The sequence below is a fragment of the uncultured Agrobacterium sp. genome (assembly GCA_913777615.1).
Lineage (GTDB): Bacteria > Pseudomonadota > Alphaproteobacteria > Rhizobiales > Rhizobiaceae > Agrobacterium.
In genome coordinates this window covers 81,211-97,938 of the sequence record CAJYTK010000011.1, presented here as the reverse complement: position 1 = coordinate 97,938, position 16,728 = coordinate 81,211, and the positions used below count along the sequence as shown (strand labels likewise).

The window sequence follows — 16,728 nt, the reverse complement described above, 5'->3', positions numbered from 1 at the left end:
TATTGGAGTCAGCCGGTGGGCGGGCGAAAGAGGATGGGCATGGCAGTCGGTCAACCGCAGAAAAGTGTCATCGGAAAACTCTTGAAGGCGCTCTATCACGCCACGATCCGTTGCCTGCCTATCAAGCAGGCGACGCAGTTGCAGTATTTCCGCTATCATAAGCTCTGGCCCAACATTGATCATCCAAAGACGCTGAACGAACATCTGGTCGCCCGCAAAATCGCCTGGCGAGAACCGGCGGACGATCCGCGCCTGATCCTCTTAAGCGACAAGATTGCGGTCAAAGCGCATGTGGCGAAACTGCTTGGCGAGGAATGGGTGACGCCGACGCTTTGGCGGGGCAAAAATCTCGATGATTGCCCGGCGCTGCCGTTTCCTTACGTGATCAAGGTCAATCACGGGTCGGATCGAAACATCTTCGTCTATGGGCCGCAGGATCTGGTTGGCGCGAAAGAGAAATGTGACGCCTGGCTTCAGGGCCGCACCGCTTGGCGACTTGCGGAAGAATGGTACAACCACATCGATCCAGAAATCTTTATCGAGCCCTTTATCGGCGAAAATGGCGAAGCACCGGTCGATTACAAGCTCTTTTGTTTCGAGGACGACATTCCCTGCATCCAAATCGATACGGCACGCTTCAGCGATCACCGGCGTTGCTTTTATGACGAGAATTGGAAGAAGCTGCCTTTCGGTCACTATTACCCGATGGAAGACAAGGAGCTGCCGCGTCCGCCGCACCTCGATGCCATTCTTGCCGCAGCCCGGACGCTTGCGCAAGGCTTCGAGTTCGTCCGTATCGACTTCTACGACAAGCCGACCGGGCCCGTCTTCGGTGAGATGACGTTCTGCCCAACCTCCGGCTTCGGCGCGTTTCGCCCGCCATCGACCGATGCCTGGCTTGGCACCTTCTGGCGCGACACTCCAAAGGGCCACCGTCGCCCATCAGCGGACAGTTGATCGAAGCAGGATGTGGACGAACGGTCATGCGCCATCGCGCTGCCGTCTGAAGGCTTACATGGGGCGCTTTGCGAGCATCATATAATTCACATCCATGTCGGGAGAGAGATTCCACCTGTCTTGCAAGACATTGTAGAACACGCCCGTGCGGTGAGTAATTTCCAGCCCGTTCGCCTTCAAAGGCGCTTCCAGTTCCTCGGGTCGCACCAGCTTTTCATATTGATGTGTTCCGCGTGGCAGCCACTTCAACACATTCTCTGCTGCAAATATGGCAAGCGCGCGGGCCTTCAGCGTCCTGTTGATTGTTGCTGCGAACATCAACCCGCCGGGCCGGACCATCTGCGCGCAGGTCGTCAGGAAAAGATTGACGTCGGCCACGTGTTCGACCACTTCCATGTTGAGGATTACGTCGAATGTCTCGCCCGCGGCCTGCAACTGCTCGGCCGTAACGGCGCGGTAATCGACGCTTACGCCGCTCTTGCGCGCATGGGTAGACGCGATGCCGATGTTTTTCTCAGATGGATCGGCGCCAACGACATCAGCGCCCATCCGCGCCATTGGCTCCGACAGGAGACCGCCGCCGCAGCCGATATCCAGGAAACGCAGACCTTCGAGAGGGCGATGCGCTTTTGGGTCGCGACCGAAATTCTCGCAGACACGGTTTCGAATATATTCGAGCCTTACCGGGTTGAATTTATGGAGCGGGCGAAATTTGCCGGTAGGGCTCCACCATTCCGCGGCCATGGCGGAGAAACGATCCACTTCGCTCTGGTCGATCGTCGTTTTCGCGGTATCGCTCATGGTCATCTCCTAAAATTCTATGATCCTGAAGTCGGATGCTTGAAAGGTGAAGTCAAGGGGCTGCCCGCTATGGAGCAATGGTTTTGCGCGGCCCATAGGCGCAAGGAACCGTTTTGCCGCCCTTTCGTTTCATGCTGCGTTCAGCAAGGCAGCGTATTTTTACAGCGCTGAGTGCCGAACACCGGTGGCCAGTCCTTTGCTTGAGGAGAAAAAAGTGAAGAAGAAATTATTAGGTGCAATTGCACTGCTGGCGCTCGCTGCTGCGCCCGCGCTTGCGCAAGCGGCGACGCGCGGCTTTGCCACCGCCAACGTCAATATGCGCTCCGGTCCAAGCACGGCCTATCCGGCGGTGGTGGTTATTCCAAACGGCGCGCCTTTGACGATTCATGGCTGCCTGTCCGACACGCCCTGGTGCGATGTATCGTTCAGCTATGGACGCGGCTGGGTCGCCGGGCGCTATATCCAGACCACCTATCGCCAGAACCGCGTTTACGTCGAACCGCGCTACTACCGTGATCTCGGCGTTCCGGTCATTACGTTCGAGGTTGGCCGTTACTGGGATCGCTACTACCGCGACCGCGACTTCTATCGCGAGCGTGACCGCTGGCGCCGCCCGCCGCCCTCCGGCGGTTATTGGAATGCACCTCCACCATGGGCCGACCGCGATCGCCCGCGCCCGCCACGCGAGGAGTGGCGTGATCGCCGTGGCCCTGGCCCTAACGACGGACGCTGGGAAGAGCGCTATGGTAACTGGGACCAGAACGACCGGGACCGCCGCGAGCGTGAGCAGCAACGCATAGAGCGAGACAGAGAGCGCGAGCGTGACCGCGACAGGGACCGTCCACGCTGGGAGCGCGACCGTGACCGCGACGGTCAACGCGATCGCAACTGGAATGATGGCGAGCGTCAACGGCGTTGGCAGGAGCAGGAACGCGCTGTCGAGAGCAATGGCGAAATGTCCTGCCGCCCCGGCGACCGCACCTGCGAGGGACGCTAAAACTAAAAAGCCCGGCGCTAAGCCGGGCTTTTTCCGTTAGGCGTGATCTTTTTTCTTAGGTCCGCGCTTTTCGAAAGGCTTGTCTTTCTTGCCCTCGAACTTGCCGGGCCTGTCGCCGGCGGCATTGGCCTTTTTCTTCCAGGGCTTGTCTTCGCCACGACGCTCTCCGCCGAAATCCCCCTTGCCAGCAAACTTCTTCTGCGCCTTTGGCGGACGGGTGTCTTCGCGGCTCTTGCCCGTCATTTCGGGCTTGCCTTCCATGGCCTTGACCCGAATACCCTTTTCGAGCGTCATGTCCTTGCCGAGAGCGGACTCGAAGCGGTCGACGGCATCAGCCGCCAGTTCCACGTAGGTTTCCGTCTGCTGCATGCGGATCGCGCCGATATCCTGGCGTGTCAGCTTGCCGAAGCGGCACAGCATGGGGATCAGCCAGCGTGGCTCGGCGTTCTGCTTGCGGCCGACAGAAAGGGTGAACCAGGCGCTATCGGCGAAGTCCGAACGATCGCGACGCGGCGCATTGTTCTCGACAGTTTCGAAGCTGTCGCGACGTGGCTTGCGGCCATCAAGGGCAACTTCGGAAATGTCTTCAGGCGCCGAGCGACCAGAGTGATACATCCGCACAAAGGCCGCAGCGACTTTTTCCGCGCCATGCTGCTCCAGAAGCTTGGTGACGAAATCGCGCTCGTCATCGGTGACAGGCTCGTTCAGCGACGGATCTGCCAACAGGCGTGCACCATCGCGTTCGACGATCTCGTCGGCGGAAGGTGGATGAACCCATGCGGGGCTGATTTTTGCGCCTTCGAGAAGACGTTCGGCCTTGCGACGCTGGTTGACGGGAACGACGATTGCGCTGACGCCCTTCTGACCGGCGCGGCCGGTACGGCCCGAGCGGTGAAGAAGCGTTTCGGAATTGGTCGGCAGATCGGCATGGATCACGAGTTCCAGCCCGGGCAGGTCGATACCGCGGGCGGCAACGTCAGTCGCCACGCAAACGCGGGCGCGACCGTCGCGCATGGCCTGAAGCGCATGGGTACGTTCGTTCTGGGACAATTCGCCGGACAGCGCGACGACAGAGAAGCCACGATTGTTCAGGCGGGCTGTCAGATGATTGACGGCAGCGCGTGTCGAGCAGAAAACAATGGCGTTGCGCGCCTCGTAGAAACGCAGCGCGTTGATGATCGCGTGCTCGCGGTCCGACGGCGCGACCATCATGGCGCGATATTCGATATCGACGTGCTGCTTCTGCTCTGAAGCAGTCGCGATGCGCACGGCATTCTTCTGGTAGCTTTCGGCAAGCTTGGCGATGCTGCGAGGGACAGTGGCCGAGAACATCAGCGTCCGGCGGTCTTCGGGCGATTCCTCCAGAATGAATTCCAGATCTTCGCGAAAGCCGAGATCGAGCATCTCGTCAGCTTCGTCCAGAACAACGGCGCGCAGCGAGGAGAGGTCGAGTGCCCCACGCTTGATGTGGTCGCAGATACGACCCGGCGTGCCGACCACAATATGGGAGCCACGTTCCAGCGCGCGGCGCTCGTTGCGAATATCCATGCCGCCGACGCAGGAGGCAATCGAGACGCCGGCAAATTCATAGAGCCACTCCAGCTCGCGCTTCACCTGCATGGCAAGTTCGCGCGTGGGCGCAATGGCAAGCGCGAGCGGAGCGCCAGCCTGGCCGAAACGTTCGCTATTGCTCAGAAGGGTACGCGCCAGCGCAATGCCGAAAGCGACCGTCTTTCCCGAGCCGGTCTGCGCCGAGACGAGCGCGTCCTTGTCGGCAAGTTCCGGATCCAGCATGGACTGCTGAACCGGGGTCAAGTCTTTATAGCCGCGCTTCTCCAACGCCTGCGCAATCGCAGGGGCGATACCCTGAGTGTCTGTCATCTACCGTCTTTCGGAATATGGATGCCTGTATTTGTCCCAAACGGACGACGCCACACAGGCCGTTGAGGCCACTATGGCCATTTCATGTGGCGCGCTTTTACTGCCATTGGCCGCATTTGTACAGTGCGGGGCGGTACGCTTGCCGATTTTGCGCTTAGGCCCGCTTCAAGGTCGACACGGGTAAGCCCCCAGAACCGTACCGCATGGTTCACAAACGGCATTGCATGGCCTTATCCTTTTCGCTAAGAGACCCGCAACCTGCAAGCCCGGTCTTTCTGGGGGCGGGATGTCTTCTTATCTGCCGCTCGCGCGGCGCAGTGGGATGGTACTGGTCTAGGCTATGGCTCGCATTGTCATGAAATTCGGCGGTACGTCCGTCGCAAACCTTGAACGTATTCACAATGTCGCACGGCATGTGAAACGTGAAGTGGATGCAGGCCATGAAGTGGCCGTGGTGGTTTCGGCAATGTCCGGAAAAACCAACGAACTGGTCGACTGGGTACAGAACACGCCCAAAGTCGCCGGCGCCAGCGGCTCCGCATCCTTTTACGATGCCCGCGAATATGATGCCGTGGTTGCCTCCGGTGAGCAGGTCACATCCGGTCTTCTGGCCATTGCACTTCAGTCCATGGGTGTGAACGCCCGTTCCTGGCAGGGCTGGCAGATCCCGATCCGCACCGACAATGCCCATGGCGCAGCCCGTATTCTCGACATCGATGGTTCCGATATCATTCGTCGCATGGGCGAGGGACAGGTGGCTGTTATTGCCGGTTTCCAGGGTCTCGGTCCGGATAACCGCATTGCCACCCTCGGACGTGGCGGTTCCGATACATCGGCCGTGGCTATTGCCGCTGGCGTGAAGGCCGATCGCTGCGACATCTACACCGACGTCGACGGCGTCTACACGACCGACCCGCGCATCGAGCCAAAGGCTCGCCGCCTGAAGAAAGTGGCATTCGAGGAAATGCTTGAAATGGCGTCTCTCGGTGCCAAGGTTCTGCAGGTCCGTTCGGTCGAGCTTGCCATGGTCCACAAGGTTCGGACCTTCGTGCGCTCCAGTTTCGAGGACCCCGATGCGCCGGGCATGGGTGACCTTATCAACCCGCCCGGTACTTTGATTTGCGACGAGGATGAAATCGTGGAACAGGAAGTCGTAACAGGCATCGCCTATGCCAAGGATGAAGCACAAATCTCGCTGCGCCGCCTTGCGGATCGCCCCGGCGTTTCCGCTGCGATCTTCGGCCCGCTGGCGGAAGCCCATATCAATGTCGACATGATCGTGCAGAACATCTCCGAAGACGGCTCGCGCACGGATATGACGTTTACGGTTCCCTCCGGTGACGCTCCCAAAGCCCTGAAGGTTCTGGAAGACAACAAGGCGCAGATCGGCTTTGACGTGGTGCAGAACGAAACCGGGCTTGCCAAGGTGTCCGTCATCGGCATCGGTATGCGCAGCCACGCGGGCGTTGCTGCTAGCGCGTTCAAGGCGCTGGCCGAAAAGAATATCAACATCAAGGCGATCACCACTTCGGAAATCAAGATTTCCATACTGATCGATGGCGCCTATGCCGAACTTGCAGTTCGTACTTTGCATTCCGCCTATGGTCTGGATAAAAGTTGATTCTCTGACTTTGACACACGGCACTCGATTCTTCTGAAACGTGCGTTGTCCCGGTCAAATGCCGTCGCGCAAAACCGCCTTGCGATTTTGCGATATCGACATGCGTGAAGCGACGACCTAAAGCTTTAAAGGTGAATCTTAAAATTCGCACACGCTTTAGGGGTACCAATTTCAGCTTGTCGCTGTAAAAGGTGCGCTATAAGTTTGATTGAACCTTTCGTGCGAACCCCTCGCTTCGCACGTTCGGCATTCGGGAGCATACGCGATGAGAGACCTTTCTGCAGGTCCGCGCGTCCTTCTCAGGCGGCTTCGCGAAATGATGGCGGAGCACCTTGAGCCGCAGGAGCGCCTCGACCAGATTGTCCGGCAGATTGCCAGCAACATGGTTGCCGAAGTGTGTTCCGTTTATGTGCTTCGCTCCGACAGCATTCTCGAGCTCTACGCTACTGAGGGCTTGAACAAGGATGCGGTGCATCTTGCCCAGTTGAAAATGGGGCAGGGCCTTGTCGGTACGATCGCCGCTTCCGCCCAACCGCTCAATCTTTCGGACGCGCAGGCGCATCCTGCTTTCCGCTATCTCCCTGAAACGGGTGAAGAAATTTATCATTCCTTCCTCGGTGTGCCGATTTTGAGATCCGGTCGCACTCTTGGCGTTCTTGTCGTTCAGAACAAGACCAGCCGAACATACCGGGAGGATGAAGTTGAAGCGCTTGAGACAACCGCGATGCTTATTGCGGAGATTGTGGCGAGCGGCGAATTGAAGAAAATCACCCGCCCTGGCGTGGAGTTGGATCTGACCAGAGCCGTCTCCATCGACGGTGACGCCTATGCCGAAGGTATAGGCCTCGGTCATGTGGTTCTCCACGATCCGCGCATCGTCGTGACCAATCTTCTCAACGAGGACGCCGATACGGAAATTCGCCGGCTGGCCGAAGCGATCGGCTCATTGCGTCTTTCTATCGACGACATGTTGCAACGTCGTGATGTCGCCACCGAGGGCGAGCATCGCGAGGTGCTTGAAACCTACCGCATGTTCGCCCACGATCAGGGCTGGGTCCGCCGTATGGAAGAGGCGATCCGCAACGGTCTGACAGCCGAAGCTGCGGTCGAAAAGGTGCAGAGCGACACCAAGGCGCGTATGATGCGCTTGACAGATCCCTATCTGCGCGAGCGGATGCATGATTTCGACGATCTGGCCAACCGACTATTGCGCCAGTTGATGGGTTTTGGTGGCAGAAGCCCCGAACACGAGTTTCCGCTCGATGCCATCGTTCTGGCGCGCGCCATGGGTGCGGCCGAGCTTCTCGATTATCCACGTGAAAAGCTGCGCGGACTGGTGCTGGAAGACGGCGCGGTCACAAGCCATGTCGTGATCGTTGCCCGCGCCATGGGTATTCCGGTCATCGGCCAGGCGACTGGAATCGTGGCGCTTGCCGAGAACAATGATCCGATCATCATCGACGGTGATGATGGCAAGGTTCATCTGCGTCCCGTCACGGATTTGCAGCGGGCTTACGAGGAAAAGGTTCGCCTGCGTGCGCGGCGCCAGGAACAGTTCCGTGCACTGCGCGACGTGGAGCCGATCACCAAGGATGGCCAGAAGGTCAGCCTGAAAATGAATGCTGGCCTGCTGGTGGATCTGCCGCAACTGGAAGAGTCCGGCGCGGATGGCATCGGGCTTTTTCGCACCGAACTGCAGTTCATGATTGCTTCCAACATGCCCAAAGGCGAGGAGCAGGAGGCCTTCTATCGCAGTGTTCTGCGCCAGGCCAAAGGCAAGCCGGTAACATTCCGCACGCTTGACATCGGCGGCGACAAGGTCGTCTCCTACATGCGTGGGCAGGAAGAAGAAAACCCGGCACTCGGCTGGCGCGCCATTCGTCTTTCGCTCGACCGTCCGGGTTTGTTGCGTACTCAGATGCGCGCGCTTCTGCGCGCGGCATCGGGGGCGGAATTGAAGATGATGTTGCCGATGGTGACCGAAGTCTCGGAAATCCATGCGGTCCGAGATTTGATGCAGAAGGAAGTTCAGCATCTTTCCAAGTTCAGTCATGCGTTGCCGCGCAAGCTGCAATTCGGCGTCATGCTGGAAGTGCCGTCATTGATGTGGCAGCTCGACGAATTGATGTCGGAAGTGGATTTCGTCTCGGTTGGTTCGAACGATCTGTTTCAGTTCGCGATGGCTGTGGATCGCGGCAATTCCCGTGTTTCGGATCGGTTCGACAATCTGGGCAAGCCTTTCCTGCGTATTCTGCGCGATATTATTCGTGCCGGAGAACGAAACAAGACGCCGGTGACGCTGTGCGGAGAAATGGCCAGCAAGCCCTTGTCCGCCATGGCCCTGATCGGGCTCGGTTACCGTTCGATCTCAATGTCGCCCACGGCGATCGGTCCGGTAAAGGCCATGTTGCTCGGGCTGGATGCGGGTCTGCTCGCAGAAGAATTGAATGCGGCTTTGGACGACAACAAGTCGTTCGAAAATACGCGCGATCTGCTGGTTCGGTTTGCTGCGACGCATTCCATCCCTATTTAACACGATGATCTTAGAGTGGAGTATGTGACAGGTGGCGAAGCTTCCCGTCGACAAAATGCGTGAGCTTGAACGACGCTTCGGTGAAATCGAGGCGCGTATGTCTGAAGGCCCCGCCGCAGACGTGTATGTCAAGCTGGCCTCCGAATATTCGGAATTGCAGCCTGTGGTGAAGACCATTCGCGAATATGAGAAAGCTCAGGCCGAGGCTGCGGACCTCGAAGCGATCCTGTCCGACAAGACCATGGATCGGGATATGCGTGAGTTGGCCGAGGCTGAGCTTCCAGAGCTGTCCGAGCGTATCGAAGCGCTGGAGAAGGATATGCAGATCCTTCTTCTGCCCAAGGACGCGGCAGATGAGAAGAGCGCCATTCTGGAAATTCGTGCCGGCACCGGCGGATCAGAAGCAGCGCTCTTTGCTGGCGATCTTTTCCGCATGTATGAGCGTTTTGCTAGCGGCAAGGGCTGGAAAGTGGAAGTCCTTTCGGCAAGCGAAGGGGAAGCGGGCGGCTTCAAGGAAATCATCGCCACGATCAGCGGTCGCGGCGTGTTCTCAAAACTCAAATTCGAGTCCGGCGTGCATCGCGTGCAGCGTGTGCCGGAAACGGAGGCGGGCGGACGCATCCATACATCTGCCGCAACCGTCGCCGTTCTGCCGGAAGCCGAGGATATCGATATCGAAATTCGCCCGGAAGACATCCGCATCGACACGATGCGTGCGTCCGGCGCCGGAGGTCAGCACGTCAACACGACGGATTCGGCCGTTCGCATTACCCACCTGCCGACCGGACTGATCGTTACCTCCTCAGAAAAATCGCAGCACCAGAACCGCGCCAAGGCGATGCAGGTTCTGCGCTCGAGGCTTTACGACATCGAGCGACAGAAGGCAGACAGCGAACGCTCCGCCGACCGCAAGAGCCAGGTGGGGTCGGGTGATCGATCCGAGCGCATCCGCACCTATAACTTCCCGCAAGGTCGCGTCACCGACCACCGCATCAATTTGACGCTCTACAAGCTCGACCGTATGATCGAAGGCGACATAGACGAGTTGGTGGACGCGCTGATTGCCGATTATCAGGCGGGCCAGCTCGCGCAGCTTGGCGAGCAGCGGTGAAGTCCAGTTTAACAGTTCAGGCTTGCGTGGCCGAGGCAAAGCAGCGTCTCAACGCTGCCGGCATCGCCGATCCGACAACCGATGCTCGTCTATTGATCGGCGGGGTCATTGGCTTTTCCTTGACAGACTTCGTTCTGAACGGTGCCCGTCCGCTTCAAGCGGATGAGGTGGATCGGATCGAGGCCTTGATTGCGCGGCGCGAGAGGGGAGAGCCAGTTCACCGCATCCTCGGACGCCGTGAGTTCTACGGGCTCGATTTTCTGCTGTCGCAGGGGACGCTGGAACCCCGTCCTGATACGGAGGTGCTGGTCAACGCTGCGCTGCCATATGTCCGCGCTGCAGTGCAGCGTAAGGATGCGGCGCGTATCCTCGATATGGGAATCGGAACCGGCGCAATATGCCTTTCGCTTCTCCACGCAGTTCCCGAGGCAACAGGCGTGGGAAGCGATATCTCGCAAGACGCAATTGCGACTGCGCGTGGCAACGCAGAGCGGCTTGGACTTGCAGAGCGCTTCGAGACAATCGAGAGCGACTGGTTCGAGCATATTTCGGGACGTTTCGACATAATCTTGTCAAACCCGCCCTATATTAGAACCGATGTCATCGATGCATTGGATCGCGAAGTTCGCGAATTCGATCCGTTCATCGCCCTAGACGGCGGTGTGGATGGGCTTTTCCCGTATAGAGTTATAGCTGAAAAAGCAGTGGATTTTCTCGAAAGCGGTGGAGTGGTCGGGGTCGAAATAGGCTACGATCAGATGGCAGACGTAACCACCATATTTGCATCCAAGGGATATGAATGCGCGAACCGCGTCAAAGACTATGGCGGTCATGATCGCGTATTGATATTCCGCAGATAGGTCGAAAAGCAGCTGCGGATGTTTTGTTCAAGGATATTTTGCAAAGCAAAAGAAAAGGCTTGGATTTCCGCAGGAAGCGGGCTAGTTTGCGGCCACATGCCGGGTGGCTGAGGGCGAAATAAGATTCGCCAGGGTTTGGATCAGTCCCGAAGCGGGTTCTCTTGGAGAGCTCTGAAAGGCTGGGCATTTCCGGCATGTGATTCAGGAAACTTTGTTCGCAAGCGGCTTGATGCAGCATATGCGCATCCGGTCGGAAAACGCGAAGTCTTGTCTCTCAAGAGAGCAGGGCGCGTAATGGTCGCGGTTCAGGAGAAGCGTTTTGTTGCTCGCCTGGATCGCATCGAAATACGAGAATTATCAGCAAAACAGAATTCAGGTGAGCAATTGATGAGGCCAGGACAGCAAAACAAGCGCGGCCGGGGGCGTAATAACAACAACAATAATAACGGCGGCGGTAACAACAACAATTTCAACCGTAAGGGTGGAAATCCGCTGACCAGGACTTATGACAGTTCCGGCCCTGATGTTAAAATTCGCGGCACTGCTCAGCATATTGCGGAGAAATACGCTGCTCTCGCACGGGATGCGCAAAGCTCTGGCGACCGCGTTATGGCTGAAAACTATCTCCAGCACGCCGAACACTACAATCGCATTATCTTGTCTGCCCAGGCGCAGATGCAGGAACGTTTCCAGCGCGACGATCGCGGCGATTACGGCAACGATCGTGATGGCGACGATATGGATGGCAATGAAAATGACGATGTCGTCGTTGTGCTGCCCGTTGCGCATGAGCAAAATGAACAGCGCGCCCAGCGCCACGATCAGCCCGAGCGCCAGGAGCGTCCCGAACGGCAGGATCGTCAGGACAGAGGTGAACGTCGCGATCGCCGTGACCGTCAGAACCGTCCTGAGCGTCAGCCGCGTGAAGCGCAGGCTGAGGAAGGTGCCGAGACTGTTGTAGCTGCAGCGCCTGTACCGGTCGCGCCTGTTTACGATGCAAGCTCCGCGCCGCAGCCCGTCATCGAGGGTACGCCCAAGGAAGTGGCTGTGGAAGAAGAAGCTCAGGCTGAAGCCGGTGCAAGCGAGCGCGCACCGCGCCGTGCACGCAGCACCAGCCCGCGTCCCCGCCGCCCGCGCCGTACCGCCGGTGCCGAAGAGGCAGAAGGCGCTGAGCCTTCCGAACTGGAGAAGGCAGCCGAATAAGGCCTGCCCTCAACACTCACAAAAACAAAAAGCGATGGGTGCAAATCCATCGCTTTTTCGTTGGGACCATTTTATCGGCGTTGGTTGTAATCAAGCGTTACGCAGTCGACCCTGCATCAGGTCTATCACGGCGCGGGCAGCTTCCAGTACATTGGTGCCAGGTCCAAAGACCGCGGCAACGCCGTTGTCCAGAAGGAAGTCATAGTCCTGACGTGGAATGACGCCGCCGACGATGACGATGATCTTTTCTGCTCCTTTGGCCTTCAGCGCTGCGACCAGTTGCGGCGCCAGCGTCTTGTGGCCAGCAGCAAGTGACGACATTCCCACCACATGCACTTTGTTCTCCACCGCGAGATCTGCCGCTTCCTCCGGCGTCTGGAACAGGGGGCCTGCAATCACATCGAAGCCGATATCGCCAAAAGCGGATGCAATGATCTTCGCCCCGCGGTCGTGGCCGTCCTGACCGAGCTTGGCGATCATCATGCGTGGTTTGCCGTCCACGGTGTGCGAGAGTTCGACGATCCGGTTACGCAAGGTTGCAAACTCCGGATCGTCCTCATAGGCCGCGCCGTAAACGTCGTGAACCACCTCCGGAACGGCGGCATGGTCTCCGAAGACAGCGCGCATGGCGTCTGAAATCTCTCCGACGGTTGCCCTAGCGCGCGCCGCTTCCACAGCCGATTCGAGCAGGTTGCCTTGTCCTGTGCGCGCGACATCGGAAAGGTTTGCCAGTGTTCGTTCAACGTCTACCGGATTGCGCTGACGGCGAACGGTTTCCAGACGCTTGATCTGCGACGCACGGACGGCGGAGTTGTCGATATCGAGAATATCGATCGGCTCTTCGTTCTCCAGGCGGAACTTGTTGACGCCAACGATAATCTCTTCGCCCCGGTCTACAGCCGCCTGGCGTTTGGTCGCTGCCTCCTCGATCAGCCTCTTCGGCAGACCTTCATCGACGGCTTTGGTCATGCCGCCCATTTGCTCCACCTCCTCCATCAGCGCCCAGGCTTTCTCTGCAAGCTCGTTCGTCAGGCTCTCCACATAGTAAGAACCTGCCAGCGGATCGACGACTTTGGTGATGCCGGTTTCATGCTGCAGAATAAGCTGAGTGTTGCGAGCGATACGGGCGGAAAAATCAGTCGGCAGCGCCATGGCTTCATCGAGCGCGTTGGTGTGGAGCGACTGTGTTCCGCCTAGGACGGCGGAAAGGGCTTCATAAGCGGTGCGAATGACATTGTTGAATGGATCCTGCTCCTGCAGAGACACGCCCGATGTCTGGCAGTGGGTGCGCAACATCATAGAAGACGGCTTTTGCGGATTGAATTCTTCCATGACACGCGACCATAGGAGGCGTGCAGCGCGCAGCTTGGCAGCCTCCATGAAGAAGTTCATGCCAATGGCAAAGAAGAAGGACAGGCGACCGGCAAAATCATCAACATTCAATCCCTTCTTCAACGCCGCCCGCACGTATTCCCGTCCATCCGCCAGCGTGAAGGCCAATTCCTGAACCAGCGTCGCACCCGCTTCCTGCATGTGATAGCCGGAAATGGAGATCGAGTTGAAGCGTGGCATCTCGCGCGCCGTATACTCGATGATATCGGCGATGATGCGCATCGAAGGTGCCGGGGGGTAGATATAGGTGTTGCGCACCATGAATTCTTTGAGAATGTCGTTCTGGATGGTGCCTGAAAGCTCCGCATGGGAGCATCCCTGTTCTTCCCCAGCGACGATGAACGACGCAAGGATGGGGATGACCGCACCATTCATGGTCATCGAAACAGACATTTCTTTCAGAGGAATGCCGTCGAACAGGATTTTCATGTCTTCAACGGAGTCGATCGCTACACCCGCCTTGCCGACATCGCCAACGACGCGCTCGTGATCGCTATCGTAGCCCCGGTGTGTCGCAAGATCGAAAGCGACAGACAATCCCTTTTGGCCAGCTGCCAGATTGCGCTTATAAAAGGCGTTCGATTCTTCCGCTGTGGAAAAACCGGCATATTGACGGATCGTCCAGGGGCGGCCGGCATACATGGTGGCGCGGGGTCCGCGAACGAATGGCTTGAAGCCGGGTAAGCTGTCGAGATGGGATAGGCCGTCGAGATCGTCTGATGTGTAAAGGGCCTTGACGGCAATTCCTTCAGGCGTCTGCCAGGTGAGGGTATCGGGAGCGCGCCTCAGTTCCTTTTCGGCTAATTGCTCCCAATCCTTTACCGACTTTTCGTCCGCCATGCCTGTCTCCCTGTTGCATTTCGTCTGATGTGAAAACGAAACGTTTTACTCTCCATCCGGTCGCATATGTGCGCAGCCGGAAGGGCAAGATAAAATCATTGGAGAATTTAACAACCGCGACTATCGATGAAGATGTCGTCACGGGTCGTCACGATCAGGTAGCAGTGCCGCCCTTTCGTCCAAGAGACATGATCCGCTCGCGCAGCGCTTTCGCCAGATTGCGGGTGTTGCGGTACATATGGACCTGGGTTGCCACCTGGCGCACATCTCGGTCGCTGTTTTGCGATAAGCCGACAACGAGCGTTCCCATTTCGGCCGCATCGTCCCACAAGCCTGTGAGCGACAGCTCCTCTTCGACAACGCAATTGTCAGTGCAGATGATGTTGGCGTCATCAAGCTGCCATTCGGTCAGGCGTTGAGTCAGAAGCCGCTCGGGCATGTAGTTCGCATACCGCTCGTTGAACGCTGCCTTCCAGATATAGGCTTCACCCATGGCCATGAGAATGACGACGGAGGCGATCGCCTCTCCATTCAAATCGACGGTGTGGATACGCGCCGCGTCGATCTCAGCCAGATTGTTAATCGCTTCACGGGCAAAGGCAGTGCGGTAGCGATCGGTCACGAGTGCATTGCGCTTGCGCCCTTTCGTGCCATTCGCCTCCAGCGCCAGAAACTCCTCCATCCGCATACGCACATCGCCTGCCTGACGAGCGACATTGTAGGACACAGTCCCCAATGCCTGAAGATCCGACCACTTTGCTTTCAGCAAGTTGCGATCGTCGAAGGAAAGCTTGTTCTGAAGATAGATGTCGGCATCGGGTCCGTTTTGAAGCAGATGCCTTCTGTGGCGCTCAGCCATGGAAACTGGAAGATTTCGGCTTAACGCCACAGCCCTGATCATGCGTACGAAAGGTCCGTTCAGCCGCACCAGCGGAAGCACGAGCACGCTTGGCAACCGAAGTTCAGGCTGCATCAATGCATCGAGAAGATTGTCGATGGTTTCGGCTGCGCCCTCGCTATCCACCAATGGCGTTCCAAGCGGCCCGAACGGGTTGGCCCAGGCGCGCAAGATGGAGGGGCCGACGGAGAAACCGGGTTTCTCGATGGTGAAGGGCATGAGAAAGCGCATGCGACTGCGTCGGCCGTTCTCGTCACGCATCAGAGCGAAGCGAACGGACCGATCTTCGATGCGCGGCATGGCAGGTGCAAGCAGCCGACCGGTGAAAAATACGTTAGGCTCCATCACCCGGTTGGACAAGAAATCAAGTTCTTCCTGAAGGTCGTATCCGAGTTGGGCGGGATATATGCAGAATTCACGACCCTCGCGGCCCACACGGATGCTGCTGTCCGCCTCAGGCCTCTCAACCTCTGCGGCAGGTCTGGGCATGACGAACTGGTTTTCGCTGAAGTCCGGATCGTTCGGGTCACTTGCCATGCTTATCTATACCATCCCCGGGTGTAGTATCACCGTAAGTCCAAGCGACCTCCATCCTTGAACGGTGGCAGGCAAATGAGACAGGTACGCGAATCTCTGCTCTAGCAGATATCATAACATACTGATCATAGAACGAAGTTGGAGAAATGTTGAGGGCCGTCCCGCACGAAATTTTCGCACTTGATTATAAATCCGGCACGACAGGTGCGCGCCTTCGTGCTGGAAGAACGCCCAGCACCAGCGCGCAGCCTATGATGATGATGGCCGCACCGATGAATTGCGCCGCCGAGAGGGGCTCATCCAGCACGAAGGCTCCGATGAAGACGGCGATCACGGTCACCACAAACTCAACGCTGATCGTTTTGGTCGCGCCGATGGTTGCTACCAGACGGAAATAGGTGATGTAGGTGAGCGCACTCATGATGATTGCGAGTGCAATGAGATAGCCTACATCGACGAGTGACGGCAATGCGGGAACCGGTACAACGGCAAGAAGCGGTAGTGTGAGGACGCCGCCGGCGAAAAACGATCCGATGGTGATCTCCCAAGAACCGGTGCCCTTCAGGAAGCGGCTGGCATAATTGCTGCCAAATGCCGCGCAGAGGCAACCGATCATGCAGGCGAAAGAGCCCAGGACAAAAGCCTGCGTTACCGGCACTGCTGGAAAGCCGACAAGAACGACTATGCCGACTATGCCGCAGCAGATGCCGATCATCGACTGCGCTGATATTTTTTCAAGGCCCCAGAGTTGCCCGATCAACATTGAGAACAGTGGAATACTGGCCACGAATATCGCAGCCATGGCAGTGCCGATCTGCGGTGTGGCGTAGGATAATCCGATCAGCTGGCCTGTCACCGTCGTTGCGCCGACAATCGAGAAGGCGCGCCATCCGGCTGAGAAGTCAAGCGGTCTCCCGCTTGCCTTTGCCACCAGATAAAGTGTGCCGCTGGCAATAAGGCACCTCAGCGACACCGCGCCGACCCAACCGAAGGACTCCACAACACGCAGCACGAGCGTGAAGGACAATCCCCAAGCCACGGCAAGGAAAATATAAGCGGCGAGTTGGCCCGGCTTCATGGGATTTGTCGTTCCGGCA

General features: G+C 57.9%; 12 protein-coding genes. 7 read left to right on the top strand and 5 right to left on the bottom strand.

Annotation, left to right across the window (positions count from 1 at the left end; translation table 11 throughout):
- Positions 1-39: 39 nt before the first annotated feature.
- The gene (locus tag QZ862_RS09560) at positions 40-957 is read left to right on the top strand and encodes an ATP-grasp fold amidoligase family protein (RefSeq protein WP_296099361.1); all 918 of its coding nucleotides are present in this window, start codon (positions 40-42) and stop codon (positions 955-957) included.
- Positions 958-1,011: 54 nt separating this feature from the next.
- Here QZ862_RS09560 and ubiG read toward each other — a convergent pair whose 3' ends face one another.
- Positions 1,012-1,758 (bottom strand): bifunctional 2-polyprenyl-6-hydroxyphenol methylase/3-demethylubiquinol 3-O-methyltransferase UbiG, encoded by a 747-nt coding sequence (gene ubiG, locus QZ862_RS09555; protein ID WP_296099359.1) that lies wholly within the window; start codon positions 1,756-1,758, stop codon positions 1,012-1,014.
- Between the two features lie 214 nt (positions 1,759-1,972).
- Here ubiG and QZ862_RS09550 point away from each other — a divergent pair, with 214 nt between their 5' ends.
- Complete coding sequence (locus QZ862_RS09550; protein ID WP_296099356.1) at positions 1,973-2,755, top strand: SH3 domain-containing protein; 783 nt, start codon at positions 1,973-1,975, stop codon at positions 2,753-2,755.
- 36 nt (positions 2,756-2,791) lie between these two features.
- Here QZ862_RS09550 and QZ862_RS09545 read toward each other — a convergent pair whose 3' ends face one another.
- Complete coding sequence (locus QZ862_RS09545) at positions 2,792-4,636, bottom strand: DEAD/DEAH box helicase (RefSeq protein ID WP_296099353.1); 1,845 nt, start codon at positions 4,634-4,636, stop codon at positions 2,792-2,794.
- Positions 4,637-4,976: 340 nt separating this feature from the next.
- On the opposite strand from QZ862_RS09545, the gene QZ862_RS09540 reads away from it, so the two are divergent.
- The 5 genes from QZ862_RS09540 (at position 4,977) to QZ862_RS09520 (ending at position 11,964) form a co-directional block, all read left to right on the top strand.
- Positions 4,977-6,257 (top strand): aspartate kinase, encoded by a 1,281-nt coding sequence (locus QZ862_RS09540; RefSeq protein WP_296014179.1) that lies wholly within the window; start codon positions 4,977-4,979, stop codon positions 6,255-6,257.
- Positions 6,258-6,522: 265 nt separating this feature from the next.
- Positions 6,523-8,790, top strand: a complete 2,268-nt coding sequence (gene ptsP, locus QZ862_RS09535) for a phosphoenolpyruvate--protein phosphotransferase (RefSeq protein ID WP_296014182.1) — start codon at positions 6,523-6,525, stop codon at positions 8,788-8,790.
- 31 nt (positions 8,791-8,821) lie between these two features.
- The gene (gene prfA, locus QZ862_RS09530; RefSeq protein ID WP_296014187.1) at positions 8,822-9,901 is read left to right on the top strand and encodes a peptide chain release factor 1; all 1,080 of its coding nucleotides are present in this window, start codon (positions 8,822-8,824) and stop codon (positions 9,899-9,901) included.
- On the top strand, positions 9,898-10,761 hold the full coding sequence (prmC, locus tag QZ862_RS09525; protein ID WP_296099349.1) for a peptide chain release factor N(5)-glutamine methyltransferase: 864 nt from the start codon (positions 9,898-9,900) through the stop codon (positions 10,759-10,761). The genes prfA and prmC overlap by 4 nt, the downstream gene beginning before the upstream one ends.
- A 387-nt stretch (positions 10,762-11,148) precedes the next feature.
- The gene (locus QZ862_RS09520) at positions 11,149-11,964 is read left to right on the top strand and encodes a DUF4167 domain-containing protein (RefSeq protein WP_296099346.1); all 816 of its coding nucleotides are present in this window, start codon (positions 11,149-11,151) and stop codon (positions 11,962-11,964) included.
- A 90-nt stretch (positions 11,965-12,054) separates the two neighbouring features.
- Here QZ862_RS09520 and scpA read toward each other — a convergent pair whose 3' ends face one another.
- The 3 genes from scpA to QZ862_RS09505 all read right to left on the bottom strand — a co-directional run bounded on the left by scpA (position 12,055) and on the right by QZ862_RS09505 (position 16,709).
- On the bottom strand, positions 12,055-14,196 hold the full coding sequence (gene scpA / locus QZ862_RS09515; RefSeq protein WP_296099344.1) for a methylmalonyl-CoA mutase: 2,142 nt from the start codon (positions 14,194-14,196) through the stop codon (positions 12,055-12,057).
- A gap of 154 nt (positions 14,197-14,350) precedes the next feature.
- The gene (locus tag QZ862_RS09510; RefSeq protein WP_296099343.1) at positions 14,351-15,631 is read right to left on the bottom strand and encodes a GNAT family N-acetyltransferase; all 1,281 of its coding nucleotides are present in this window, start codon (positions 15,629-15,631) and stop codon (positions 14,351-14,353) included.
- 184 nt (positions 15,632-15,815) lie between these two features.
- On the bottom strand, positions 15,816-16,709 hold the full coding sequence (locus QZ862_RS09505) for an EamA family transporter (protein ID WP_296099340.1): 894 nt from the start codon (positions 16,707-16,709) through the stop codon (positions 15,816-15,818).
- Between the last annotated feature and the right edge of the window lie 19 nt (positions 16,710-16,728).

Coding starts and splice junctions, on each gene's coding strand:
- QZ862_RS09510 (WP_296099343.1), bottom strand. CDS start 15,631: ATGGCAAGTGACCCGAACGATCCGGACTTCAGCGAAAACCAGTTCGTC.
- scpA (WP_296099344.1), bottom strand. CDS start 14,196: ATGGCGGACGAAAAGTCGGTAAAGGATTGGGAGCAATTAGCCGAAAAG.
- QZ862_RS09540 (WP_296014179.1), top strand. CDS start 4,977: ATGGCTCGCATTGTCATGAAATTCGGCGGTACGTCCGTCGCAAACCTT.
- ptsP (WP_296014182.1), top strand. CDS start 6,523: ATGAGAGACCTTTCTGCAGGTCCGCGCGTCCTTCTCAGGCGGCTTCGC.
- ubiG (WP_296099359.1), bottom strand. CDS start 1,758: ATGAGCGATACCGCGAAAACGACGATCGACCAGAGCGAAGTGGATCGT.
- QZ862_RS09520 (WP_296099346.1), top strand. CDS start 11,149: ATGAGGCCAGGACAGCAAAACAAGCGCGGCCGGGGGCGTAATAACAAC.
- QZ862_RS09505 (WP_296099340.1), bottom strand. CDS start 16,709: ATGAAGCCGGGCCAACTCGCCGCTTATATTTTCCTTGCCGTGGCTTGG.
- QZ862_RS09545 (WP_296099353.1), bottom strand. CDS start 4,636: ATGACAGACACTCAGGGTATCGCCCCTGCGATTGCGCAGGCGTTGGAG.
- QZ862_RS09560 (WP_296099361.1), top strand. CDS start 40: ATGGCAGTCGGTCAACCGCAGAAAAGTGTCATCGGAAAACTCTTGAAG.